The 21,862-nt window shown below is 71.6% G+C and carries 21 protein-coding genes and 2 tRNA genes; 3 read left to right on the plus strand and 20 right to left on the minus strand.

The features are described from left to right. Window positions 1–73: 73 nt before the first annotated feature. The 8 genes from ACFWUZ_RS16090 to ACFWUZ_RS16125 form a co-directional block, all read right to left on the minus strand. Window positions 74–146 (minus strand) — tRNA-Ala (locus ACFWUZ_RS16090). A 131-nt stretch (window positions 147–277) separates the two neighbouring features. After that, entirely contained in the window at window positions 278–511 is a 234-nt protein-coding gene (locus ACFWUZ_RS16095; protein WP_008738908.1) for a hypothetical protein, read from the minus strand. A 144-nt stretch (window positions 512–655) separates the two neighbouring features. Then, window positions 656–728 (minus strand) — tRNA-Ala (locus ACFWUZ_RS16100). Window positions 729–852: 124 nt separating this feature from the next. Next, the gene (locus ACFWUZ_RS16105) at window positions 853–1,494 is read right to left on the minus strand and encodes a histidine phosphatase family protein (RefSeq protein ID WP_384372493.1); all 642 of its coding nucleotides are present in this window, start codon (window positions 1,492–1,494) and stop codon (window positions 853–855) included. Window positions 1,495–1,505: 11 nt separating this feature from the next. Further along, complete coding sequence (gene rsfS, locus ACFWUZ_RS16110; protein WP_384372495.1) at window positions 1,506–1,952, minus strand: ribosome silencing factor; 447 nt, start codon at window positions 1,950–1,952, stop codon at window positions 1,506–1,508. Window positions 1,953–2,071: 119 nt separating this feature from the next. Continuing rightward, on the minus strand, window positions 2,072–3,802 hold the full coding sequence (locus ACFWUZ_RS16115) for an LCP family protein (protein ID WP_384372497.1): 1,731 nt from the start codon (window positions 3,800–3,802) through the stop codon (window positions 2,072–2,074). A gap of 24 nt (window positions 3,803–3,826) precedes the next feature. Continuing rightward, window positions 3,827–4,444 carry a nicotinate-nucleotide adenylyltransferase gene (nadD, locus tag ACFWUZ_RS16120; protein WP_384372499.1) on the minus strand — a complete coding sequence of 206 codons (618 nt, stop codon included), beginning with the start codon at window positions 4,442–4,444 and terminating at the stop codon, window positions 3,827–3,829. 65 nt (window positions 4,445–4,509) lie between these two features. Beyond that, on the minus strand, window positions 4,510–4,677 hold the full coding sequence (locus ACFWUZ_RS16125) for a hypothetical protein (RefSeq protein WP_266936718.1): 168 nt from the start codon (window positions 4,675–4,677) through the stop codon (window positions 4,510–4,512). A 140-nt stretch (window positions 4,678–4,817) separates the two neighbouring features. Between ACFWUZ_RS16125 and ACFWUZ_RS16130 the strand changes: the two genes are divergently transcribed. Then, complete coding sequence (locus tag ACFWUZ_RS16130; protein WP_384372501.1) at window positions 4,818–5,906, plus strand: M48 family metallopeptidase; 1,089 nt, start codon at window positions 4,818–4,820, stop codon at window positions 5,904–5,906. On the opposite strand, the gene ACFWUZ_RS16135 is transcribed toward ACFWUZ_RS16130, so the two are convergent. The 7 genes from ACFWUZ_RS16135 to ACFWUZ_RS16165 form a co-directional block, all read right to left on the minus strand. Next, window positions 5,890–7,056 (minus strand): hypothetical protein, encoded by a 1,167-nt coding sequence (locus ACFWUZ_RS16135; RefSeq protein WP_384372503.1) that lies wholly within the window; start codon window positions 7,054–7,056, stop codon window positions 5,890–5,892. The genes ACFWUZ_RS16130 and ACFWUZ_RS16135 overlap by 17 nt on opposite strands. Before the next feature lie 68 nt (window positions 7,057–7,124). Then, complete coding sequence (locus ACFWUZ_RS16140; protein ID WP_384372505.1) at window positions 7,125–7,679, minus strand: hypothetical protein; 555 nt, start codon at window positions 7,677–7,679, stop codon at window positions 7,125–7,127. A 76-nt stretch (window positions 7,680–7,755) separates the two neighbouring features. Continuing rightward, window positions 7,756–9,045 (minus strand): glutamate-5-semialdehyde dehydrogenase, encoded by a 1,290-nt coding sequence (locus ACFWUZ_RS16145; RefSeq protein WP_384372507.1) that lies wholly within the window; start codon window positions 9,043–9,045, stop codon window positions 7,756–7,758. 372 nt (window positions 9,046–9,417) lie between these two features. After that, complete coding sequence (locus ACFWUZ_RS16150) at window positions 9,418–9,846, minus strand: hypothetical protein (protein WP_384372509.1); 429 nt, start codon at window positions 9,844–9,846, stop codon at window positions 9,418–9,420. A gap of 84 nt (window positions 9,847–9,930) precedes the next feature. Beyond that, entirely contained in the window at window positions 9,931–11,058 is a 1,128-nt protein-coding gene (gene proB / locus ACFWUZ_RS16155; protein ID WP_384372511.1) for a glutamate 5-kinase, read from the minus strand. A gap of 76 nt (window positions 11,059–11,134) precedes the next feature. After that, the gene (locus tag ACFWUZ_RS16160; RefSeq protein WP_384372513.1) at window positions 11,135–11,566 is read right to left on the minus strand and encodes a GtrA family protein; all 432 of its coding nucleotides are present in this window, start codon (window positions 11,564–11,566) and stop codon (window positions 11,135–11,137) included. Continuing rightward, on the minus strand, window positions 11,563–12,588 hold the full coding sequence (locus tag ACFWUZ_RS16165) for a glycosyltransferase family 2 protein (protein ID WP_384372515.1): 1,026 nt from the start codon (window positions 12,586–12,588) through the stop codon (window positions 11,563–11,565). Before ACFWUZ_RS16165 ends, ACFWUZ_RS16160 begins: the two co-directional genes overlap by 4 nt. Window positions 12,589–12,776: 188 nt before the next feature. Here ACFWUZ_RS16165 and ACFWUZ_RS16170 point away from each other — a divergent pair, with 188 nt between their 5' ends. Both ACFWUZ_RS16170 and ACFWUZ_RS16175 read left to right on the plus strand, forming a co-directional pair. Further along, complete coding sequence (locus tag ACFWUZ_RS16170; RefSeq protein WP_384372517.1) at window positions 12,777–15,662, plus strand: CDP-glycerol glycerophosphotransferase family protein; 2,886 nt, start codon at window positions 12,777–12,779, stop codon at window positions 15,660–15,662. Further along, entirely contained in the window at window positions 15,659–16,831 is a 1,173-nt protein-coding gene (locus ACFWUZ_RS16175) for a glycosyltransferase (protein WP_384372519.1), read from the plus strand. The genes ACFWUZ_RS16170 and ACFWUZ_RS16175 overlap by 4 nt, the downstream gene beginning before the upstream one ends. 79 nt (window positions 16,832–16,910) lie before the next feature. On the opposite strand, the gene galE is transcribed toward ACFWUZ_RS16175, so the two are convergent. The 5 genes from galE to rplU all read right to left on the minus strand — a co-directional run bounded on the left by galE (window position 16,911) and on the right by rplU (window position 21,833). Continuing rightward, window positions 16,911–17,924 (minus strand): UDP-glucose 4-epimerase GalE, encoded by a 1,014-nt coding sequence (gene galE / locus ACFWUZ_RS16180; RefSeq protein ID WP_384372521.1) that lies wholly within the window; start codon window positions 17,922–17,924, stop codon window positions 16,911–16,913. 42 nt (window positions 17,925–17,966) lie between these two features. Next, a complete protein-coding gene (locus tag ACFWUZ_RS16185; protein WP_384372523.1) occupies window positions 17,967–19,580 on the minus strand; it encodes a glycosyltransferase family 2 protein in 1,614 nt (537 codons plus the stop codon). A gap of 51 nt (window positions 19,581–19,631) precedes the next feature. Continuing rightward, complete coding sequence (obgE, locus tag ACFWUZ_RS16190) at window positions 19,632–21,077, minus strand: GTPase ObgE (RefSeq protein ID WP_384372525.1); 1,446 nt, start codon at window positions 21,075–21,077, stop codon at window positions 19,632–19,634. A gap of 167 nt (window positions 21,078–21,244) precedes the next feature. Continuing rightward, complete coding sequence (rpmA, locus tag ACFWUZ_RS16195) at window positions 21,245–21,499, minus strand: 50S ribosomal protein L27 (RefSeq protein WP_069920265.1); 255 nt, start codon at window positions 21,497–21,499, stop codon at window positions 21,245–21,247. 13 nt (window positions 21,500–21,512) lie between these two features. Continuing rightward, complete coding sequence (rplU, locus tag ACFWUZ_RS16200; protein ID WP_030013082.1) at window positions 21,513–21,833, minus strand: 50S ribosomal protein L21; 321 nt, start codon at window positions 21,831–21,833, stop codon at window positions 21,513–21,515. Window positions 21,834–21,862 lie beyond the last annotated feature (29 nt).

Raw genomic sequence — 21,862 nt, forward strand, 5'->3', positions numbered from 1 at the left:
CCCATGGGGGGGCTCGGCGGGACCCCACCACCACCCGGGGCCCCCCCGACCGGGGGGCCCCGCTTCTTCACTGTGGAGCTAAGGAGAATTGAACTCCTGACCTCCTGCATGCCATGCAGGCGCTCTACCAACTGAGCTATAGCCCCTTGCCCTGCCTGCCGCTCCGGTTCCCCTTGCTGGTTCCCCTTGGCGACGTCCCAAACATTACACGGTCATGGCCCTGGTCCAAAAATCGGTTTCCACCGACCACGAGCCATGCCCGTTTTGACCTATTTAGTCACGCTCGTGCGAACTGATAGAACCGCTTCAGCGTGCAGTGCTCGTCGAGCAGCCGGCCGTAGATCGGCTCCCCCTCCAGCTCACGGTACGTCTCGATCGGGTCGCCCTTTATGATCAGCGCCCGCGCGCATTCCTCGCACCAGTACTGGTAGTCGGGGTTGACCGGGTCCATGTCCCGCACGATCGGCGTGCCGTTGTTGCACCAGTCGCACCGGCGCCGGTGTGCACCCATCCGTCAGCGACTCCCTCCCACGTCGGGCCGTCGACTCCCCCTCCGGCGGTCCCGATTCTGCCACGACGGTACGGGGCGGGTCAGCAAGCGCAAAGGGTCTAAAAGCAAGGATCCCGCCCCCTGTTGGGGACGGGATCCTGATTGTGGAGCTAAGGAGAATTGAACTCCTGACCTCCTGCATGCCATGCAGGCGCTCTACCAACTGAGCTATAGCCCCGCTCTCCGCCGCGCTCCCCCCGTTTCCGGTGTTCTGCGCTGCGAACAAGAAGAACTCTAGCCTGTGACCAGCCGGAAAGTGAAATCCGGGTGGCAGCCCCGGTGGGCGGCCTCGCAGGAGCTGCTCAGTCGTCGTCGCCGAGCACCGGTTCCGGCAGCGTGCCGGCGTTGTGCTCCATCAGGCGCCAGCCGCGCGCGCCCTCGCCGAGCACGGACCAGCAGCAGTTGGAGAGTCCGCCCAGCCCCTCCCAGTAGTACGCGTCCAGGCCCAGCAGGCGGCCGATCGTCGTGCGGATGGTGCCGCCGTGGCTGACCACGACGAGCGTGCCCGCCGCCGGCAGCCGGTCGGCGTGCCGCAGCACCACCGGAGCGGCCCGGTCGGCGACTTCGGTCTCCAGCTCGCCGCCACCGCGGCGGACCGGTTCGCCGCGCTTCCACGCCCCGTACTGCTCGCCGTACTTCTCGAGGATCTCGTCGTGCGTGAGGCCCTGCCACTCACCGGCGTACGTCTCGCGCAGCGCCGGGTCGTGTTCCACGGACAGGCCCGTCACGGCGGCCAGCTCGGCGGCCGTGTCGGAGGCCCGCCGAAGGTCGGACGCGATGATGGCGTCCGGCTTCAGCGAGGCGAGCAGCCGGGCGGCGCGGCGCGCCTGCGCCACTCCCGTCCCGGTCAGCTCGATGTCCGTGGACCCCTGGAAGCGGCGCTCCAGGTTCCAGGCGGTCTGGCCGTGGCGCCAGAGGACGATCTTCCGCGTGGTCCTGCCCATGTCGGTCGTGCTCAGAACAGATCACCGTCCAGCTCGTCGTCACCGGCCGCCTCGCGCAGCTTGGCGTGCTCCTCCGCCTTGCCCTTGGTGAGCTTGGCGTCCTCGGGGAGCTCGATCTCGGGGCAGTCCTTCCACAGGCGCTCCAGCGCGTAGAAGACCCGCTCCTCGCTGTGCTGGACGTGGACGACGATGTCGACGTAGTCGAGCAGGATCCAGCGGGCGTCGCGGTCGCCCTCGCGGCGCACCGGCTTGGCGCCGAGCTCCTTGAGCAGGCGCTCCTCGATCTCGTCGACGATCGACTTGACCTGGCGGTCGTTGGGCGCCGAGGCGAGCAGGAAGGCGTCGGTGATCGACAGCACGTCGCTGACGTCGTACGCGATGATGTCGTGCGCGAGCCGGTCGGCCGCGGCCTGGGCGGCGGCGGTGATGAGCTCGATGGAGCGGTCCGTGGCGGTCACTGGCCATGCTTTCGGGTTGGCGGGCAGATCCTTACAAGGGTCTCATGTACCGCCGACACCGCCCGCGCGGAACGTTCCGCACGGGCGGAACCGCATGCCAGGCCCCCCGGAGGGGGCGCTCAGGAGGCCTTGTAGTCCTTGCCGAGGACCACCACGACGTCCGCGTTCACCGCGTTCTCGGCCTTCTTGACGACCGTCTCCGCCAGCCCCAGCGTCTTGGCGACCTCGATCGCCCTGTCCCGCTGCGCGTCGTCCTGGTAGGTGATCTGCGAAGCGGGCGCCGTCCTGTCGGCCCTGCCCCCGTCCACGAAGGTGTAGCCGCCGTTCAGCAGCGCCGCCTTGGCCGCGAGCTGGGTCTTCTCGTCACCGGTGGCGTCCCTGAGGCCGACCCGCGGCGCGGCGCCGGGCTGGGCCGCCTGGGCGGAGCCGCCGAGGACCTCCTTGACGACCTTCTTGTTGGCCTCGTCGGTGAGGGTGCCGTCCGGCTTCACCGTGAGGACGTCGGTGCGGTAGGCGCCCCCCTTGGCGTGCCCGCCCAGCCGCGACAGCAGGGCGCCGAGCGCCTTCGCGTCCAGGGCGGGGTCGAGGATCTGGCCCATGCCCTCGACGGTCCTGGTCGCCGCCTCCGGGTCGCCCGGGACCTTGCGCAGGACGGCGTGCAGCACCTTGCCGGTCCGTTCCAGCTGCTCGGCCTCCGCTTCGCCCTGGCCCCGGTGGGTGGCGTACGCGACGGCCATCGGGCCGCTGAGGCTCTGCTTCTGCCCCTGGGCGACGGCCGGGGCCCTGGCCGCGTCGTCGGCGGGGACGGCGGTGTCGGTGTCGACCTCGATGCCGCCGACCAGGTCGACCAGGTTCTCCAGGAAGGGCGTGTCCAGCCTCCACGTGCCGCCGATGCTGGTGCCGAGTACCGAGTCGAGGGACTCGCGGGTGCCGAGGCCGCCCTCTTCGACCGCCTTGCCGAGCCCGGTGGACGTACCGTCCGGCCTGGGGACGGCGAGCGTGTTGGGCAGCAGGACGGTGGCGCCCTGCTTCGCGGTCACGTTGTCGACGAGCAGCGCCGTGGAGGTGCCGCCCTTCTTGGTGTTGTGCAGGTGGACGACGATCATGTCCCGTTTCTGCGCCGCACCGGCCGCGGCGGGCGTCTCCTGCCCCGGGCCCTGCGTGAACGGCAGCTTGTCCGCGTACCAGAGGTAGCCGATGCCGCCGACTGCGAACACGGCGAGGACGACGATCAGCGCCACCACCCGGTTGCGGCCGCGGCGGCGGGCCTCCTCGCGGCGTTCGGTGCGGCTCTCGGTGAACTTCAGCCAGTCGATGACGTCGTCGGACTCCTCGTCCGGCTGGTCGATGAAGGCGAACATCTCGGTGCGGTAGTCCCGGTCCGCCCCGGGCTCCTCGGCGGCGGGCCTGCGCGGCTCGGGGACCAGGGGGGACCGCTCCCGCCCGGGCTCCGGCCGGGGCTCCGCCGCGGGCGCCGCCGGCTCCGGGGCGCTCTGCTGCGGGATCCACTGCTGGGCCTGCGCCTGCTGCGTGTCGTAGCCGTAGGAGGCCGCGGCACCGGGGTCCGGGTACTGCTGCTGCCCGTACTCCTGGGCGGCCGGCTGCGGCGGGTAGTACTGCTGCGGCTGCTGCCGGCCGTAGGCCTGCTGGTCGGGCCCGTAGCCGTACTGCTGCTCGTACGCGGCACCGGGCCGCTGCTCGTACTGCTGCGGCGCGGGCGGGGCGGGGTGGGCGGGCTGGGCGGGCACCTGGCCGTACAGCGGCCGCCCGTACGCGTCGTAGCCGATGAGCTGCTGCTCGTGGGCGGCGTACGGGTCGTACGGCTCGTACGGCTCCTGTCGGTCGTTCACCGCGGGGCCCCTCTCTCCGGAAGCTCAGGCTCCCCGGTACAGCTCACGCTTGTCGATGTAGCGCACGACACCGTCCGGCACCAGGTACCAGACAGGATCCCCCGCGCCGACCCGTGCACGGCAGTCCGTGGACGAGATCGCCAGCGCGGGCACCTCGACCAGCGAGACGCCGCCCTCGGGCAGTCCGTCGTCGGTGAGCACGTGGCCCGGCCGGGTGACTCCGATGAAGTGGGCGAGCGAGAACAGTTCCTCGGCGTTCCGCCAGGTCAGGATCTGTGCGAGGGCGTCGGCACCGGTGATGAAGAACAGGTCGGCGTCGTCGTTCAGCGCCTTCAGGTCCCGCAGGGTGTCGATCGTGTACGTCGGGCCGCCGCGGTCGATGTCGATGCGGCTCACCGAGAACTGGGGGTTCGAGGCCGTGGCGATGACCGTCATCAGGTAGCGGTCCTCGGCGGGCGACACGGCCCGCTGCGACTTCTGCCACGGCTCGCCGGTCGGTACGAACACCACCTCGTCGAGGTGGAAAAGGGCGGCCACTTCACTGGCGGCCACCAGGTGTCCGTGGTGGATCGGGTCGAATGTCCCGCCCATCACGCCGAGCCGGCGCTTGACCGGGCCGGTAGGCATCTCCTGCTCTCCCATGAGCGCAGAGCCTACTGGCCCGGCGGAGCGGTCCGGCTCGCGGTCGGGCGCGGGAGCGACGGGCTCTAGCGGTCGCGGTTCAGGCGCGTGGTCACCCAGAGCATCAGCAGGAGGATGAAGAGCGCGGCGCCACCGGTCAGGTACGGGTTCAGGCTGTCGTGGTTGCCGCCGTGCTGCTCGGCCCCCTCCGAGGCGAGGACGACCAGGTTGTGGGCGGTGGAGGAGAGGCTCATCAGGCAGGTACCTATCGAGTCGGGGAGCGGGCGGAGACTTCGCTCACATCGTATGCGGGGGCCTGGGGCACGCTCACGCCGACTCAGGCGTTGGAGAGGATAGACGCAAGGCCCAGCAGTTCCATCGAGGGGGAGGCTCTATGACGGAGACGGGTTTCGAGAAGGCACCGGCGCGGGACCGCAGGAGGTTCCCCGGTGTTTCCTCGCGGGCGTACGAACATCCCGCCGATCGCTCGGCGCTGGTGGCGCTGCGCAAGCTGAGCGGGTTCGACACCGTGTTCAGGGCCCTGAGCGGGCTGCTTCCGGAGCGCAGCCTGCGGCTGCTGTTCCTGTCGGACTCGGTGCGCGTGGGTGAGGCGCAGTTCCCGCACCTGTACGCGATGCTCCGCGACGCCTGTTACATCCTGGACCTGGAGAAGGTCCCGCAGATGTACGTGCAGCAGGACCCCAAGCCGAACGCCATGTGCATCGGGCTGGACGAGCCGATCATCGTGGTGACGACGGGCCTGGTGGAGCTGCTCGACGAGGAGGAGATGCGGGCGGTGGTGGGCCACGAGGTGGGCCACGCCCTGTCGGGGCACTCCGTGTACCGCACGATCCTGCTGTTCCTGACGAATCTGGCGCTGAAGGTGGCGTGGATCCCGCTGGGGAACGTGGCGATCATGGCGATCGTGACGGCGCTGCGGGAGTGGTTCCGCAAGTCGGAGCTGTCCGCCGACCGGGCCGGGCTGCTGGTGGGCCAGGACCTCCAGGCCTCGATGCGGGGTCTGATGAAGATCGCGGGCGGCAACCACCTCCACGAGATGAACGTGGACGCCTTCCTGGCCCAGGCCGAGGAGTACGAGTCGAGCGGCGACCTGCGCGACTCCGTCCTGAAGATCATGAACATGCTGCCGCGGACGCACCCCTTCACCACGGTGCGGGCGGCCGAGCTGAAGAAGTGGTCGGAGAGCCGCGACCACCAGCGGATCATGGACGGCCACTACCCGCGGCGGGACGAGGACAAGGACACCTCGGTGACCGACTCCTTCCGCCAGTCCGCGGCGCACTACGCCGACTCGGTCCGCACCAGCAAGGACCCGCTGATGAAGCTGGTGGGCGACATCGCCGGCGGTGCGGGCGACCTGGGCGGCAGGCTCCGCGACAAGTTCACCGGCGCGGGAAGCGGTACGGGTACGGGCGCCGGCCCGGCCGCCGAGGGCAAGGGCGGTGCTACGGAGCAGGGCTGACGCCCGAGGCCTCCTGCCCCGGCTCCGGGGCGGGAGCAGGGGCGGGGGACGGGCTCCCGGGCTGTGCCATGACACCGCACAGTCCGGCAGCGCGCCGCGGGTGGCCGCCGGCGTACGGGTCGCTGGCGGGCGGTCCGACCGTGGTCGGGCCGGCCCCGGCCGGGAGGGGGCGGAAGCCCCCGGCGGGGTCGGCGGAGCAGTCCTGCGGCCCGGCCATCACGTAGGCCGAGGCCAGCTCCGCGCGCCGGGCGGCCAGGTCGTCCCGGTCGAAGCGCAGCCGCAGCTCGCGCCGGACGGTGAAGAGCGAGGCGCCGTCGGCCGCGGCGGGGGCTCCGGTGGCCGGACGGACGACGTACACGAAGGTGTGGTCGGTGAGCACTTCCAGGACGTCCGGGGCCACCTCCTCGAAGGCGAGGGTGCCGTGCACCCGGACCCCGGAGTCGGCCACGACGGCGGTGCGCGGGTCGAAGCGGACCAGCCAGCCCGTGGCCGCGTGCCGGCCGTCCCCGGAGGGCGAGGCGATGCTGCGGTCGAACTGGGTCAGCTGGTCGGGGTCGAGCAGCACCCGCACCGGCCGGGAGGCGGTGCCGGCGAGGACGTCGGGGTCCAGCGAGGACTGCACGAGGTAGTCCTTGGTGATGGAGAGCGCGGCGCCGACCTCGCCGTCGGTGAAGTGCTGGGTGCGGCGCACCGCGGGCAGGGTGATCCCGGCCGCCCCGACGCGGTACTCGGCGGCGGGACTGTCCTCGTACAGCTCGGTGGGGCGGCCGCCGGGGACGGTGCCGGTGGGCGCCAGCGGGACGACGGTGCTGACGAGCGGTTCGGCGTGGCCGTCGGCCGGGGGGACGTACGGGTTGCGCAGCCCCATGTAGACGGCGGCGGCGAAGGCTGTGGCGATGAGCAGCACGAGCAGCATGCCCTGACGGGCGCCGCGGCCGGGCGTGCCGGTGCCTTGTCCGGGGCCGCTGCCCGCCCAGAGGGAGCGGCTGCGGACGGCCCGGTCCGGTTCGCCCATGCGTTCCTGGGCGGAGAATTCCTGGAGCCGGGCGGCCCGGACGAAGTCCTCGTCGAACACGACCGACCGGTACTCGTCGTCGCCCCCGCCGATGCCCTCGGGGGTGCCGTTGGGTGGATCTCCGGGTGCTGCCATCGCTTCTCCCCGCTGTCCCCGCTTCAGAGAAGCCCCCAGCTCCAGTGTGGGCGAGTGGGGTCGTACTTTCAGGGTTGGCGGCCGACGGGGTACGTAAACGCGCCGACGCCGACTTCCCTCAGGGGGGTGCTGGCGGGCGCCGGGGCCGGGTCCGTCTCACCGGCGGCGCTGCGGTAGACGGCGCTGAAGGCGAGCGCGATCATGCCGAGGCCCATGACGAAGGCGAGCACCCAGGCGACGGGGCGCAGCCAGGGCGACCGGCCGCGGTAGGGGCGCAGGCTGCCGCCGTAGGCCCCGTACGGGCCGTCGGCGTGGGACCGGCCGTGACCGGAGTCGTACTCCCAGCCGTCGGGGCCGTCGTACCCGTCGGGGTGGCCGTAGCCGTAGCCGTCGTAGTCCTCGTCGCCCGTCCAGCCGCCCGCGACGGCGCGGGCGGCTTCGGCCTCCGCGCGCGCCCGGTCCGCGGCCCGCTGGCGTTCGGCGGCGCTCAGTTCATGGATCTGGGCGTTCCGGACGAAGGCCTCGTCGAACACCACGGAGGCGAAGTCGTGCTCCGCGCCTCCGCGGTCGTCGTCGGGCTCCCCGTCGTCCGGGAACGGCTTGCCCCCCACGTCGTCCGGCACAGGACCAGCGTAGACCTGGGGGGCGGCTTTGGGCAGGGTGTGAGCCGGATCCGGCCACGCCGTGTTCAGCAAGCGGTTACCGGATGTGACCGTCGCCGGTGACGATGTATTTGGTGGAGGTCAGCTCGGGAAGGCCCATGGGGCCGCGGGCGTGCAGTTTCTGCGTGGAGATCCCGATCTCGGCGCCGAAGCCGAACTGGCCACCGTCCGTGAACCGGGTGGAGGCGTTCACGGCCACGGTGGTCGAGTCGACCAGCTGGGTGAAGCGGCGCGCGGCGGCCTGCGAGGTGGTGACGATGGCCTCGGTGTGACCGGAGGTCCATCGGCGGATGTGGGCGACGGCCTCGTCGAGGGAGTCGACGACGCCGGCGGCGATGTCGTACGAGAGGTACTCGGCCGCCCAGTCCTCGTCGGTGGCGGGGACCGCGGTGACCTTGGAGTCCCCGGCGGCGGCGAGGACCGCGGGGTCACCGTGCACGGTGACGCCGGCGGCGGCGAGGGCGTCCAGGGCGCGGGGGAGGAAGGCGGCGGCGATGTCGCGGTGGACGAGGAGGGTCTCGGCGGCGTTGCAGACGGAGGGCCGCTGGGCCTTGGAGTTGACGAGGATGTCCACGGCCATGTCCAGGTCGGCCTGCGCGTCGACGTAGACGTGGCAGTTGCCGGTGCCGGTCTCGATGACCGGGACGGTGGACTCCTCGACCACGGTCTTGATGAGCGAGGCACCGCCGCGCGGGATGAGGACGTCGACGAGGCCGCGGGCGCGCATCAGCTCGCGGACGGAGTCGCGGGACTCGCCGGGGACGAGCTGGACGGCGTCGGCGGGCAGGCCGGTGGACTCGACGGCGTCGCGCAGGATGCCGACGAGGGCGGTGTTGGAGGCGTAGGCGGAGGAGCTGCCGCGCAGGAGGACGGCGTTGCCGGACTTGAGGCAGAGGGCCGCTGCGTCGACGGTGACGTTGGGGCGGGCCTCGTAGATGATGCCGACGACGCCGAGGGGGACGCGGATCTGGCGGAGGTCGATGCCGTTGGGGAGGGTGCTGCCGCGGACGACCTCTCCGACGGGGTCGGGCAGGGCGGCGACGTCCCGCACGTCGGAGGCGATGGCGGCGATGCGCTCCGGGGTGAGGGTGAGGCGGTCGATGACGGTCTCGCTGGTGCCGGCGGCGCGGGCCTTGTCGGTGTCGACGGCGTTGGCCGCGATGATCTCGGCCGTACGGGCCTCCAGCGCGTCCGCGATCGCCAGCAGGGCAGTGTCCTTGGCGGACCGCGGGAGTGGGGCGATGACCGCGGCGGCGGTACGGGCGGCTCGCGCGGTGGCGAGGACGGGCGAGGTGGCGGTGGCGGCTGCGTCGGCGAGCGAGGTCATGCCGCCAGGGTAGTCCCCGGCCGGAGCGCGCCCCCGGGGGTTTCACCCCGCGAGACGCCTGCGGCGGGCTGCCCCCGTGACCGGGCCGGACCGGAGCCGCGGCGCGGGGCACGTGGGCGGGCCGGGCTGGGGCCGCAGCGCGGGGCACGTGGGCGGGCCGGACCGGAGCCGCGGCGCGGGGCACGTGGGTGAGCCGGGCCGGAGCCACAGCGCAGGGCACCCGTGGCCGGGCCGGAGCCACAGCCCGAGGCGCCCGTGGGCGGGCAGGGCCGGGGCCGCGGCGCGGGGCACCCGTGGCCGGGCCGGGGCCGCGGCGCGGGGCACCCGGCGCGGTCCGGTATCGCGAGGCTCCCGGGCGCGGCCCGGTCCCGGTCAGTACGGGTGGACGCCCACCGGGTGGGCCGGGGGTGGGCCGTAGCCTTCGGCCACGCGCTGGTGGTAGGTGGCGCGGTCGATGACCTCCAGGCCGACGATCTCCCAGGGCGGGAGCTGCGCCGAGGAGCGGTGCTCGCCCCACAGGCGCAGGGCGACGGCCGCCGCGTCGTGGAGGTCCCGGGCCTCCTCCCAGTACCGGATCTCCGCGTGGTCGCCGGCGTACCGGCTCGTCAGCAGGAAGGGGTGGTCGTGGGCCAGTTGTTCGAGACCGCGGCGGACCTCGGACAGCGGCGCCGGCTTGCCGGACACGCTCAGGGTCACGTGCCAGAGGCGGGAGGCGTCCGGGCCGAGGCCCTCCCCGGGCCCGTTCCCGTGGTCGCCGCCGTCACCGTCCCCCGGCCCGACGCTGGTCAGCGCTCGTCTCACCAGCCGCCTCCTGTCTCCGCCCCGCGTGTCCGACCTTCACAGTTGACCAGTCCCCGACCGACCGCGCGGTGGTTTTGCCGAACCTCAGCCCTGCAGCAGGACCAGATCGTCGCGGTGGACGACCTCGCGCTCGTACGCGGGTCCGAGTTCCCGCGCGAGCTCGCGGGTGGAGCGGCCGAGGAGCTGCGGGAGCTCCTTGGCGTCGAAGTTGACCAGGCCCCTGGCGACCGCCCGGCCGGAGGTGTCGCGCAGCTCCACCGGGTCCCCCGCGGTGAACTCGCCCTCGACCGCGGCGATGCCCGCCGGGAGCAGGGAGCTGCCGCGCTCCGTGACGGCGCGCACGGCGCCGTCGTCGAGGACGAGGTGGCCCTGCGGGGTGGAGGCGTGCTGGAGCCAGAGCAGCCGGTCCGCGGAGCGGCGGCCGGTGGCGTGGAAGTGGGTGCCGGTGGGGCGCCCGGCCAGGGCGTCCGCGGCCTGGCTGGCCGAGGTCAGCACCACGGGGATGCCCGCGGCGGCCGCGATCCGCGCCGCCTCGACCTTGGTGACCATGCCGCCGGTGCCCACGCCCGCCTTGCCCGCGCTGCCGATGGAGACGTGCGCGATGTCCTCGGGCCCGCGGACCTCGTCGATGCGGGTGGTGCCGGGCAGGGCGGGGTCGCCGTCGTAGAGGCCGTCCACGTCCGACAGGAGCACGAGGAGGTCGGCGCGGACGAGGTGGGCGACCAGGGCCGCCAGCCGGTCGTTGTCGCCGAAGCGGATCTCGTCGGTGGCGACGGTGTCGTTCTCGTTGACGACGGGCAGGGCACCCATGGCCAGCAGCTGGTCCAGGGTCCGGTAGGCGTTGCGGTAGTGGGCGCGCCGGCTGGTGTCGTCGGTGGTGAGCAGGACCTGGCCGACGCGGACGCCGTAGCGGGCGAAGGAGGCGGTGTAGCGGGCGACGAGCAGTCCCTGGCCGACGCTGGCGGCGGCCTGCTGCCGGGCGAGGTCCTTGGGGCGGCGCCGCAGCCCGAGCGGGGAGAGTCCGGCGGCGATGGCTCCGCTGGAGACGAGGACGATCTCCTTCTCGCCGCCGCTGCGGGCCTTGGCCAGGACGTCGACCAGAGCGTCCACCCGGTCGGCGTCGAGTCCGCCGGCCGCGGTGGTCAGGGAGGAGGAGCCGACCTTGACCACGATCCTGCGGGCGTCCACGACACCTTGCCTAGCCGCTGACACGTCTGTCCCCTTGCCCCTTGCCGAAATGCCTGCCGTCTCAATCTACGGGGTGGGTGCGAGGGGCCGCTCGGGGGTTTCAAGGCCTGGACGAGGACCCCGCCTCCGCGTGCTGCGCCTCTTCGGCCCGGGCTGCGCCGGGGACGAGGATCTTGCGCGAGAGCAGGAAGGTGAACGGGACGGCCACGACCGCCGCGACCAGCGGGGCGATCCGGGTGTCCATCCCGGCCCAGGCGACCAGGGCGTAGAGGCCGGCCGACTGGATGACGTAGTTCGTGACGTTCGTCAGCGGGAAGAGGAGGAACTTCTTCCAGGTCGGCCGGGTCCGGTAGGTGAAGTAGGTGTTCATGAAGAAGGAGCCGACCATGGCCAGCACGAAGGCGAGGGAGTAGGCGGCGAAGTAGGGCATCCACGGGTGCAGGAGCAGGTAGATGCCGAAGAAGGTGGCGGTGTTCACCCCGCCCACCAGGGCGAAGCGGAAGATCTGGCCGAGCTGGTCCCTGCGGCTCATCCGGCGGTCCGGTCCGAGACCCGGTCGGGGCCCCGCCCCTGGCCCCGCTCCTGGCCCCGCTCCCCGATGCCCCCGGGGAGGTCCGCCGGGAGCGGGCCGGCGCCGTGGGCCTCCTTCACCAGGAAGTGCGGGCGGCGCTTGGTCTCGTAGTAGATGCGTCCGATGTACTCGCCGATCAGCCCCAGCATGATCATCTGGACGCCGCCGAGGCCGACGATCATCGCGACCAGCGTGACGTACCCGGGCGAGTCCACGCCGTTCGTCATGGCCATGACGGTGATCCACAGGGCGTACAGGCCGGTCAGGGCGACCAGCGAGGCGCCGAACCAGATCCCGACGCGCAGCGGCCGGTTGTTGAAGGAGATCAGCCCGTCCATGGCGTAGTTCAGCAGGGAGCCGAACTTCCACTTCGTCTCGCCGGCCTCGCGCTGCGCGTTGCGGTAGTCGAAGTGGACGGTGTCGAAGCCGATCCAGGAGAAGAGGCCCTTGGAGAAGCGGTTGTACTCGGGGAGGGCGAGCAGGGCGTCGACGGCCGGGCGCGACAGCAGGCGGAAGTCGCCCACCCCGTCGGTGAGTTCCACGTCGACCCAGCGGTTCACTCCGCGGTAGTAGAGGCGGCTGAGGGCGGAGCGCAGCTTCTTGTCCCCCTCCCGGGTGCGGCGGGCGATGATCTGGTCATGGCCCTGCCCGTAGTAGTCGAGCATGGTCGCGATGAGCTCCGGCGGGTGCTGGAGGTCCGCGTCCATGATCACCACGGCGTCGCCGGTGCACTCGCGCAGCCCGGCGAGCATGCCGGCCTCCTTGCCGAAGTTGCGGGTGAAGGAGACGTACCGGGTCTGGTCCCCGTGCTCGGCAGCGATCCTGCGCAGCTTGCCGAGGGTTCCGTCACGGCTTCCGTCGTCGACGTAGCAGACCTCGTACTCGACGGGGAGGGAGTCCAGGACCCTGCGGATCTCCACGTCGAAGCTGTCGACGACGGCCTCTTCGTTGTAGCAAGGGACAACTACAGACAGCTTCGTCATGAACACTTCCTGCTAGGTCCGATCGGGTGATTGTCAGCCACCGGACCGGTCCCTCACCTCTTCCTTGGAAGTATGCAAAAGGAGGGTCGGGCGTCGGTCGGTCTGCCTGAGCTGCGGGCGGCACACGGTAGCTTTGACGAGATAAACGGAACGAGCTGAACGAAACGCAACGAATCGAAGGGATCGAGGTGCACGTGCCCGACGTCTCCGTGGTCGTCATCGTCTACAACGACGCAGAGCGTCTGTCGACAGCAGTCCAGTCGGTTTTGGACCAGACCCTGCACGGGGTCGAGGTCGTGATCGTCGACGACTGCAGCAAGGATCACTCGTACGTGGTCGCCCAGGAACTGGAATCTGCGCATCCGGGGAGAGTGCGCGCCTTCCGGCTCCCGGAGAACAGCGGCGGCTGCGGCGCGCCGCGCAACCACGGCATCCAGCAGGCCACCGGCACGTACGTCATGTTCCTGGACAGCGACGACGTGCTGGAGCGCAATGCCTGCCGGAACATGCTGGCCGCGGCCGAGCGGACCGGTTCCGACCTGGTCTCGGGCATGTGCGTCCGCGTGCACCTCGACAACCGCTGGGACAAGACCACCGAGTGGTACCCGTGGATCTACTCGCGCACGCGCACCCTGGAGTCGATCACCGAGTACCCCGACCTGCTGGTCTACGACACCCTCTCCACGAACAAGTGCTACCGGCGCGCGTTCCTGCTGGAGCAGGGCCTGGAGTTCCCGGTCGGCATCCACTACGAGGACCTGCTGTTCTCCGCACAGGCGTACGTGGCCGCGCGCCGCATCACCCTGATCCCGAACCGCGTCTACTTCTGGAACGTGGTCGAGAAGGCCGCGGCGAAGTCCATCAGCAACCGCCGCCACGAGATCGCGAACTTCGTCCACCGGATGGAGATCCACCGGCGCGTCGACGAGCTGCTGGCGGCCAAGGGCCACACGGACATCAAGTCCGCGAAGGACGCCAAGTTCCTCAAGCACGACCTGGTGCTCCACCTGCGCGACCTGCCGCTGCTCGGTGACGCCTACCGCCAGGAGTTCGCCCGCCTCGCCAACGGCTACCTCGCCGGAATCGACCCGGCCGCCTACGAGAACGTCACCTACCTCCAGGCCATCTGCGCCTACCTGCTCGGCAAGGAGGACTGGGAGAACCTGATCCCCGCCGCCGACGCCATGACCAACAAGGGCCGGCTCTCCTCCCCCCTCGCCGAACGCGACGGCCGGATCTACTGGTGCGCCCGCCACATCGACGACGCCGACGGAGCGCCCGACACCGAGGCCCGCCGGATACTGGACGTCACCGAGCAGGGCTTCCACACCACCCCGCTCACCTCCCTCCAGCTCGGCAACCGCCTCACCGCGTACGCCGACGACGGCCGCGGCACGGTCACCCTCTCCGGGGCCGTGGTGAACCCGCTGGGCCGGATCGCGGCCGACGCGCCGCTGACGGCCTCGCTCGAATTCCGGGCCCGCCGGCAGATCGGCGTGCGTTCCTTCAGCTTCCCGGTGGCAACCGTGCGCCACGCCGGTGACACGATCGAGTGGAGCGGCACCGCCGACATCGGCAGCACCGTCCGTCCCCTCGGCATCATCGACGCCGTCTGGGACGTCCGCCTGAAGCTGACCGCCGGCAAGTACAGGATCACCACCCGCGTCTCCGTCGGCGGGGTCGACCTGGAGTCGGCCGCCCGCCTGCGCGTGCGGCCGCGGCTGACCCGGCTGGTCTCCGACCGCTTCGCGCCGGAGGTCACCAAGAAGGGGAACCTCTCCTACGTCCTGGCCGCCGAGGGCGCTGCCACCGTCCGCACCCGGAGCCTGATCGACAACGCCATACACGGCAAGGCGGCGAACGTGGTCAAGCGGGGCCTGCGCAAGGCCCTGCGGGTCCGCCGGAGCATGGGCTCCGGCGAGCAGAAGGTGAAGCTCTACCACGAGGTCTTCTCGAAGCTGCCGGTCAAGAAGGGCACGGTCGTCTTCGAGAGCCACATGGGCAAGCAGTACAGCGACAGCCCGAAGGCGATCTACGAGGAGATGGTGCGCCAGGGCGTGCCGTTCGAGGCGATCTGGTCGTACGCGGGCAAGCCCACCGGCTTCCCCAAGGAGGCCACCCTCGTGCGGCGCTGGAGCTGGCCCTACCTGCGGGCGCTGGCCCAGGCCGAGTACTGGGTCGACAACCAGGGCTTCCCGCTGGCGCTCGCCAAGCGCCCGGGGACCACGTACATCCAGACCTGGCACGGCTCCGCCCTCAAACGGATGGGCTTCCACGAGCCCCGCACCAAGGCGCAGGGCCGCGCGGGCCAGGACCGCTTCCAGGCGGCCGTCGACCGCTTCGACCACTTCCTGATCCGGTCCGAGCACGACACCCGCACCCTCGCCAAGGCCTTCCGGCTGCGCGACGAGGTGCTCCTGCGCACGGGCTACCCGCGCAACGACGCCCTGGTCGAGGCAGAGCGGGCGGAGGCGCAGAGCGGTGAGCGGGTGCGCGGCCCGCTCGCGGCCGAGCTCGGCATCGACCCGGACAAGAAGGTGCTGCTGTACGCGCCGACGTTCCGGGCGGCGGCGGACGGCACGGTGGAGGGCTTCGAGTTCCCCTTCGACGTCGAGGAGTTCGCCGACCGGCTCGGCGACCGCTTCACGCTGCTGGTGCGGACCCACTACCTCAACAGCGTGTCGCTGCCGCCGTCGGTGGCCGGCCGGGTCCTCGACGTGTCCCGGCACCACGACATCACCCCGCTGCTGGCCCTCGCCGACGGGCTGATCACCGACTACTCCTCGGTGATGTTCGACTACGCGGTCCTGGACCGGCCGATGTGGTTCTTCGCCTACGACTACGACAAGTACGCCACCGACATCCGCGGCACGTACTTCGACCTGAAGGAGAAGGCCCCGGGCCCGGTCGTGGCCACGGCGGACGAACTCCTCCAGGCCCTGGCGGCCTTCGAGGAGGCGGACGGCAAGTACGCCGAGGCGCGGCAGCGATTCCTCACCGAGTTCGGCGAGTACGACCGCGGCGACGCCGCCCGCCAGATCGTCGAGAAGTTCTTCACCAGGAGCGGCAAGTGAGCCAGCAGACCGCCGCCCCCGGCGGCCGCGACATCTTCCTCGTCTCCAACAGCGTCGACGAGCTCGGCGGCGTGACCACCTGGTCCCACCAGATGGCCCGGCTCTTCACCGACCGCGGCCACCGGGTGCACATCGTCGGCATCGCCCCGGTGGCCGAGGAGATCCGGCAGAAGCTGCCGCAGGACCTGCCGTACGCCATGACCACCCTGTACGACGCGCATCCCCCGGGCGCGCGCCGGCTGCACGGGATCAAGGGCCGGCTGAACGCGCCCGAGCGGCGCCGCCAGGCTGCCCGCCGGGCGAAGATGCGGGCCAAGGCGGAGCAGCTGAGCGAGCTCTTCCGCGCGGCCCGCCCGGGCGGCGTCGTGATCGTGACCCAGGTCTGGGCGATGGAGTGGGTGGCGCTCGCCGACACCAAGGGGCTCAGCGTCATCGGCATGAGCCACGAGTCCTTCGAGGCCAGCCAGAAGTCCACCCGCGGCGAGCGGGTCCGCCGCTACTACCCGGAGGTGGACCGGTTGCTGGTGCTGACCGCCGAGGACGCGGACCTGTGGATCCGGGCGGGCATGGAGAACGTCGGCAGCATGCCCAACCCGCTGCCCTTCATGCCGCCGGCGCCCGCTCCGCGTACCGCCAAGGTCGTGGCGAGCGTCGGCCGGCTCGCCTTCGAGAAGGGCGTCGACCTGCTGCTCGACGCATGGGCGGACGCTGCCCCGCAGCACCCGGACTGGGTCCTGCGGATCTACGGGGCGGGCGTGGAGGAGCAGGCCCTGCGGGCGCACTGCACCTCGCTGGGCCTGGACGACTCCGTGGAGTGGGTGGGCAGCACCGACGACGTACTGGGTGCCCTGCGCGAGGCCTCGGTCTTCGCCCAGGCCTCCCGGGCCGAGGGATTCCCGATCACCCTGCTGGAAGCGATGGCGGCGGGCGTCCCCGTGGCCGCCTTCGACTGCGCGCCGGGCGTACGGGAGATCGTCGAGCACGGCGAGGACGGGCTGCTGGCCCGGCTGGGCAACACGATGGAGCTGGCCGGACACCTCAGCGTGCTGATGTCCGACCCTGAGCTGCGCGACCGGCTCGGGGACTCCGCCTTCCGCTCGGTGCAGCGCTACTCCAGCACCGAGATCACCGACCGCTGGGAATCGCTCTTCGCCTTCCTGGAGCGCTGACCCGCCAGCGCCCGCGGACGAAGCCGCCCGCCCCGGACAGGTCCGGGGCGGGCGGCTTCGTCCGCGCGGGGGCAGGGGGTCAGCGGTTGACCTCGTCGTGGACGGCGCCGACCGCGCTGTCCCGGTTGGCCTCCCAGCCCGCCCAGGCGGAGGTGACCATCTCCCGGACGTCGTGGCGGGCCTTCCAGCCCAGCTCGCTCGCGATCCTGTCGGCCGACGCCACCACCTTCGCCGGGTCGCCGGGGCGCCGCGGGGCGATGACCGGCGGGTAGGAGTGGCCGGTGTGCTCGTTCAGCAGGTCGACCATCTCCCGGACGGAGACGCCCTCGCCGCGCCCGATGTTGACGGTGAGGTCCCGGTAGTCGCCCGCCGCGGCCCACTCGGCGAGCTTGCGCGCCGCCGCCACGTGGGCCTCCGCGAGGTCCTCGACGTGGATGTAGTCGCGGATGCAGGTGCCGTCCGGCGTCGGGTAGTCGTCACCGAAGATCTTGGCGCCCTGGCCGGCGTCGTACCGCTCGAAGACCATCGGCACCAGGTTGAAGACGCCGGTGTCGGCGAGCTCCGGGGTCGCCGCGCCCGCCACGTTGAAGTACCGCAGACAGCCCGTGGCGATCCCGTGCGCCCTGCCCGCCGAGCGCATCAGCCACTCGCCGGCCAGCTTCGTCTCGCCGTACGGGCTCAGCGGCGCGCACGGGGTGTCCTCGGTGACCAGGTCCACGTCGGGCATGCCGTAGACGGAGGCCGAGGAGGAGAAGAGGACGTTGCGTACGCCCGCGGCGGCCACGGCCTGGAGCAGGACCGTCAGGCCCTGCACGTTCTCGTGGTAGTAGTACAGCGGCTTCTCGACGGACTCGCCGACCTGCTTCTTGCCGGCGAGGTGCACCACGCCGGTGATCTTGTGGTGGGCGAGGGTCTCGTCCAGGGTCAGCCGGTCCAGGACCGAGCCGACCACCAGCGGGACGCCCTCCGGAACGCGGTCGGCGTTGCCCGTCGACAGGTCGTCGAGGACGACGACCTCCTCCCCCGCGAGCACCATCGCGCGGACGACGTGCGCGCCGATGTATCCGGCTCCACCGGTGATCAGAAAGGTCATGCCTGTCTCCCGAGTCCTGTCCGATTCTTCTGTCTGGCGGTCTCAGCCCGACCTGCGGCCCGCCCTGGCCCGGTGCAGGCGGTTGCGTACGAGGTACAGCGCGCCCTCGGCGCCGGGCGCCAGGCGCAGGGCCAGCGAGCCGGCGGCCGTGCGGTAGGGCTGTGACAGCAGGACACCGTACCGGCTGCTCGGCAGGGCACGGCGGCGCAGCAGCCCGCCCCGGGGGCTCAGCGAGGTGACCACGGAGCTTCCGTCGGTGCACTCCACCGCCAGCCGGACGTCCCACGCCTGCATCCGGCGCAGCCCCCGGCGACGCCCGTTCGCGGCCAGGTCGGCGAGGCGGAAGGGAAGCTCGGCGGTCCAGCCGCCGTCCTCGGCGGAGTGCAGCTCCACCGGCTGGGCCAGGACGGGCTCGCCGCCCGCCCGGGGCAGGAACCGCAGCTGGGCGGTGCGCGGTCCGGCAGCCGCGAGGCGCCCGTACAGGTCGTGCAGGCGGATCCGCACCACGCCGGCGCCGGCCGGTTCCGCGTCGGCGACGACGGGCAGCCCGGCCGTCTCCAGCCCGGCCAGGCCCTCCAGGGCGACGGGCAGGGCCTCGCTCCACACCGGCGCCCCGGCCGCGTCCACCGCGTACGGGGGCAGCAGCCGCGGCGGCTCGGCGGCGAGGCGGGTGAGGCGGGTGAGGTCGGCGGGCGGCGCGTCGGTGGCGCGCAGCAGCCGCACGATCCAGCGGACGGGGGCGCTCGCGGCCTCGACGTCGGCTTCGGCGAAGGTGGCGAGGTACTCCCGGGTCAGGGTCCACCAGGCGGCCTGGTACCCGGGGTCGGTGCCGATCTCCCGCAGGTACATGCGCAGGTCGTAGTCCAGGAACTTCACCTGGCAGGCGCGGCCCAGCTCCGGGGAGGCGGCGGCGAGGGTGCGGGAGGCCGTGCGGTGGGCCTCGATGCGCGAGCGCCAGTTCCCGACGTCCTTGCGGTCCAGGGAGATCGACACCTGGGCGGCGCTGCGGCGCACGTTCCAGACGTAGACGAGGTCGCCGATGACCGCGATGCGCGGAGCCGCGGCCAGGACGCGCGCGGTGAAGACGAAGTCCTCGTAGACGAACCGGCCGTCGGGGAAACGGAGGGAATGTGCGTCCAGGAAGGCGCGCTCGTACAGCTTGTTGACGCACAGGGTGTCGCGGACCAGCTCCGGCCGTTCCGCGGGCCGCTCGATCACGTCGCCGGGCGTCCAGAGACCGGGCACCCAGGGCACGTCGTGGCGCTGCGGCAGCTCGCGCCGTACGCACGCGCCGACGGTGACCGGCGCGTCGTGCTCCTCGGCGGCCCGCACCAGGGCGTCCGCCGCGCCCGGCGCGAGCACGTCGTCGCTGTCCAGGAAGAGGACGTAGCGGGAGGTCGCGGCGGCGATGCCGTCGTTGCGCGGCGTACCGCACCCTCCGCTGTTCTCCGTGCGGTGCACGACCTTCAGCCGGGGGTGCGCGGCGGCCAGCTCGTCCAGCACCCGCGCGGTGCCGTCCGACGAGGCGTCGTTCACCGCGATGACCTCGGCGACGACCGGGCCCTGGGCGAGAGCCGAGGTAACGGCCTCGCCCACGAGCCCGGCGTCGTTGTACGCGATCACCACGACGGAGACGGTGGGGGATTTGCTGCTCACCCGGAGGATCCTAAGCGACCTGCGTAAAGGCGACTTCAAGGTCGTCCGGTGCTAGAAGGGACGGAACTCGTCGTACTCCTGCTGCGCCGCGTCCCCGCGCTTGGCGTCCTTCTCCTTGCGGCGCTGGGTGGCCGGGCGCGGAGCCTCCATGCGGTGGTCCTCACCGCGGCGGCCCAGCATCTCGGCACCGGCCATCATGGTCGGCTCCCAGTCGAAGACGACCGCGTTCTCGTCGGAACCGATGGCCACGCCGTCGCCGGCGCGGGCGCCGGCCTTCCTCAGCGCTTCCTCGACACCGAGGCGGTTCAGGCGGTCGGCGAGGTAGCCCACGGCCTCGTCGTTGTTGAAGTCGGTCTGGCGGACCCAGCGCTCCGGCTTCTCGCCGCGCACCGTGTAGACGTCCTCGACCTCGTCGTAGGTGACGGTGAAGCCGGCGTCGTCCACGGCCTTGGGACGGATGACGACGCGGGTCGCCTCCTCCTTCGGCTTGCGGGCGCGCGCCTTGGCGACGACCTCGGCGAGGAAGTACGAGAGCTCCTTGAGGCCCGTACGGGCGACCGCGGAGACCTCGAAGACCTTGTAGCCGCGGGCCTCCAGGTCGGGGCGGACCATGTCGGCGAGGTCCTGGCCGTCGGGGATGTCGACCTTGTTCAGGACGACCAGGCGCGGGCGCTTCTCCAGACCGCCGCCGTAGATCTTGAGCTCTTCCTCGATGACGTCGAGGTCGGCCACCGGGTCGCGGTCGGACTCCAGGGTCGCGGTGTCCAGGACGTGCACCAGCACCGAGCAGCGCTCGACGTGACGCAGGAACTCCAGGCCGAGGCCCTTGCCCTGGCTGGCGCCGGGGATGAGACCGGGGACGTCGGCGATCGTGTAGACGGTCGAGCCGGCGGTGACGACGCCCAGGTTCGGGACCAGGGTGGTGAAGGGGTAGTCGGCGATCTTCGGCTTGGCTGCGGAGAGCACCGAGATCAGCGAGGACTTGCCGGCGCTCGGGAAGCCGACCAGCGCCACGTCGGCGACGGTCTTGAGCTCCAGGACGATGTCGCCGGTGGTGCCGGGGACGCCGAGCAGCGCGAAGCCGGGCGCCTTGCGGCGGGCCGAGGCCAGGGCCGCGTTCCCGAGACCGCCGCGGCCGCCCTCGGCGGCGACGTAGGTGGTGCCCTGGCCGACGAGGTCGGCGAGGACGTTGCCCTCCTTGTCGAGGACGACGGTGCCGTCCGGCACGGGCAGGACCAGGTCCTGGCCGTCCTTGCCGGAGCGGTTGCCGCCCTCGCCGGGCTTGCCGTTGGTGGCCTTGCGGTGCGGGCTGTGGTGGTAGTCCAGCAGGGTGGTGATCGCCTGCTCGACGACCAAGATCACATCTCCGCCACGTCCGCCGTTGCCGCCGTCGGGGCCGCCGAGCGGCTTGAACTTCTCCCGGTGAACGGAGGCGCAGCCGTGGCCCCCGTTACCCGCGGCGACGTGCAGCTCGACGCGGTCCACGAAGGTGGTCATGGGTGTTCCTCCAGATACATACGGGAATGTCCCGGGCAGGCCTTGCTGCCCATTAAACGTGTCTATGTGACAACGCACCGAGGGCGGACCTCTCTTCCCGGCTCGCGCCGGGAAGAGCTGAGATCCGCCCTCGGGAAGTTACGTACGCGTGATCAGCCGAAGCTGGATCAGGCGGCCGGAACGATGTTGACGACCTTGCGGCCACGGTGGGTGCCGAACTCCACGGCACCCGCCTGCAGCGCGAACAGCGTGTCGTCGCCGCCACGGCCGACGCCCGCGCCCGGGTGGAAGTGGGTGCCGCGCTGGCGGACGAGGATCTCACCAGCGGAGACGACCTGACCGCCGAAGCGCTTCACGCCGAGCCGCTGGGCATTGGAGTCGCGCCCGTTCCGGGTGGACGATGCGCCCTTCTTGTGTGCCATGTCTCAGTCCCTCTTACTTCGCAGCCGCGGGGATACCGGTGACCTTGATCGCCGTGTACTGCTGGCGGTGACCCTGGCGACGGCGGTAGCCGGTCTTGTTCTTGTAGCGCAGGATGTCGATCTTGGCGCCCTTGTGGTGGTCCACGACCTCGGCCGTGACCTTGATGCCGGCCAGGACCCACGGGTCGCTGGTCACGGCTTCGCCGTCGACAACGAGCAGGGTCGAGAGCTCGACCGTGTCGCCAACCTTGGCAGTGGAAATCTTGTCAACCTCAACGATGTCGCCGACAGCAACCTTGTGCTGGCGACCACCGCTGCGCACGATGGCGTACACGCGGATCTCTCTCTCACTCGGGACGGATG

The organism is Streptomyces sp. NPDC058646 (genome assembly GCF_042716875.1).
Taxonomy (GTDB): Bacteria; Actinomycetota; Actinomycetes; order Streptomycetales; family Streptomycetaceae; genus Streptomyces.

Bases quoted from the DNA above. Each gene is read 5' to 3' on its own strand.
- rpmA (WP_069920265.1), bottom strand. From the start codon at position 21,499: ATGGCACACAAGAAGGGCGCATCGTCCACCCGGAACGGGCGCGACTCC.
- ACFWUZ_RS16160 (WP_384372513.1), bottom strand. From the start codon at position 11,566: ATGAGCCGCAGGGACCAGCTCGGCCAGATCTTCCGCTTCGCCCTGGTG.
- ACFWUZ_RS16135 (WP_384372503.1), bottom strand. From the start codon at position 7,056: ATGGCAGCACCCGGAGATCCACCCAACGGCACCCCCGAGGGCATCGGC.
- ACFWUZ_RS16125 (WP_266936718.1), bottom strand. From the start codon at position 4,677: ATGAGCCTCTCCTCCACCGCCCACAACCTGGTCGTCCTCGCCTCGGAG.
- ACFWUZ_RS16145 (WP_384372507.1), bottom strand. From the start codon at position 9,045: ATGACCTCGCTCGCCGACGCAGCCGCCACCGCCACCTCGCCCGTCCTC.
- obgE (WP_384372525.1), bottom strand. From the start codon at position 21,077: ATGACCACCTTCGTGGACCGCGTCGAGCTGCACGTCGCCGCGGGTAAC.
- ACFWUZ_RS16095 (WP_008738908.1), bottom strand. From the start codon at position 511: ATGGGTGCACACCGGCGCCGGTGCGACTGGTGCAACAACGGCACGCCG.
- ACFWUZ_RS16165 (WP_384372515.1), bottom strand. From the start codon at position 12,588: ATGACGAAGCTGTCTGTAGTTGTCCCTTGCTACAACGAAGAGGCCGTC.
- galE (WP_384372521.1), bottom strand. From the start codon at position 17,924: ATGACCTTTCTGATCACCGGTGGAGCCGGATACATCGGCGCGCACGTC.
- ACFWUZ_RS16130 (WP_384372501.1), top strand. From the start codon at position 4,818: ATGACGGAGACGGGTTTCGAGAAGGCACCGGCGCGGGACCGCAGGAGG.
- ACFWUZ_RS16105 (WP_384372493.1), bottom strand. From the start codon at position 1,494: ATGGGCAGGACCACGCGGAAGATCGTCCTCTGGCGCCACGGCCAGACC.
- nadD (WP_384372499.1), bottom strand. From the start codon at position 4,444: ATGGGAGAGCAGGAGATGCCTACCGGCCCGGTCAAGCGCCGGCTCGGC.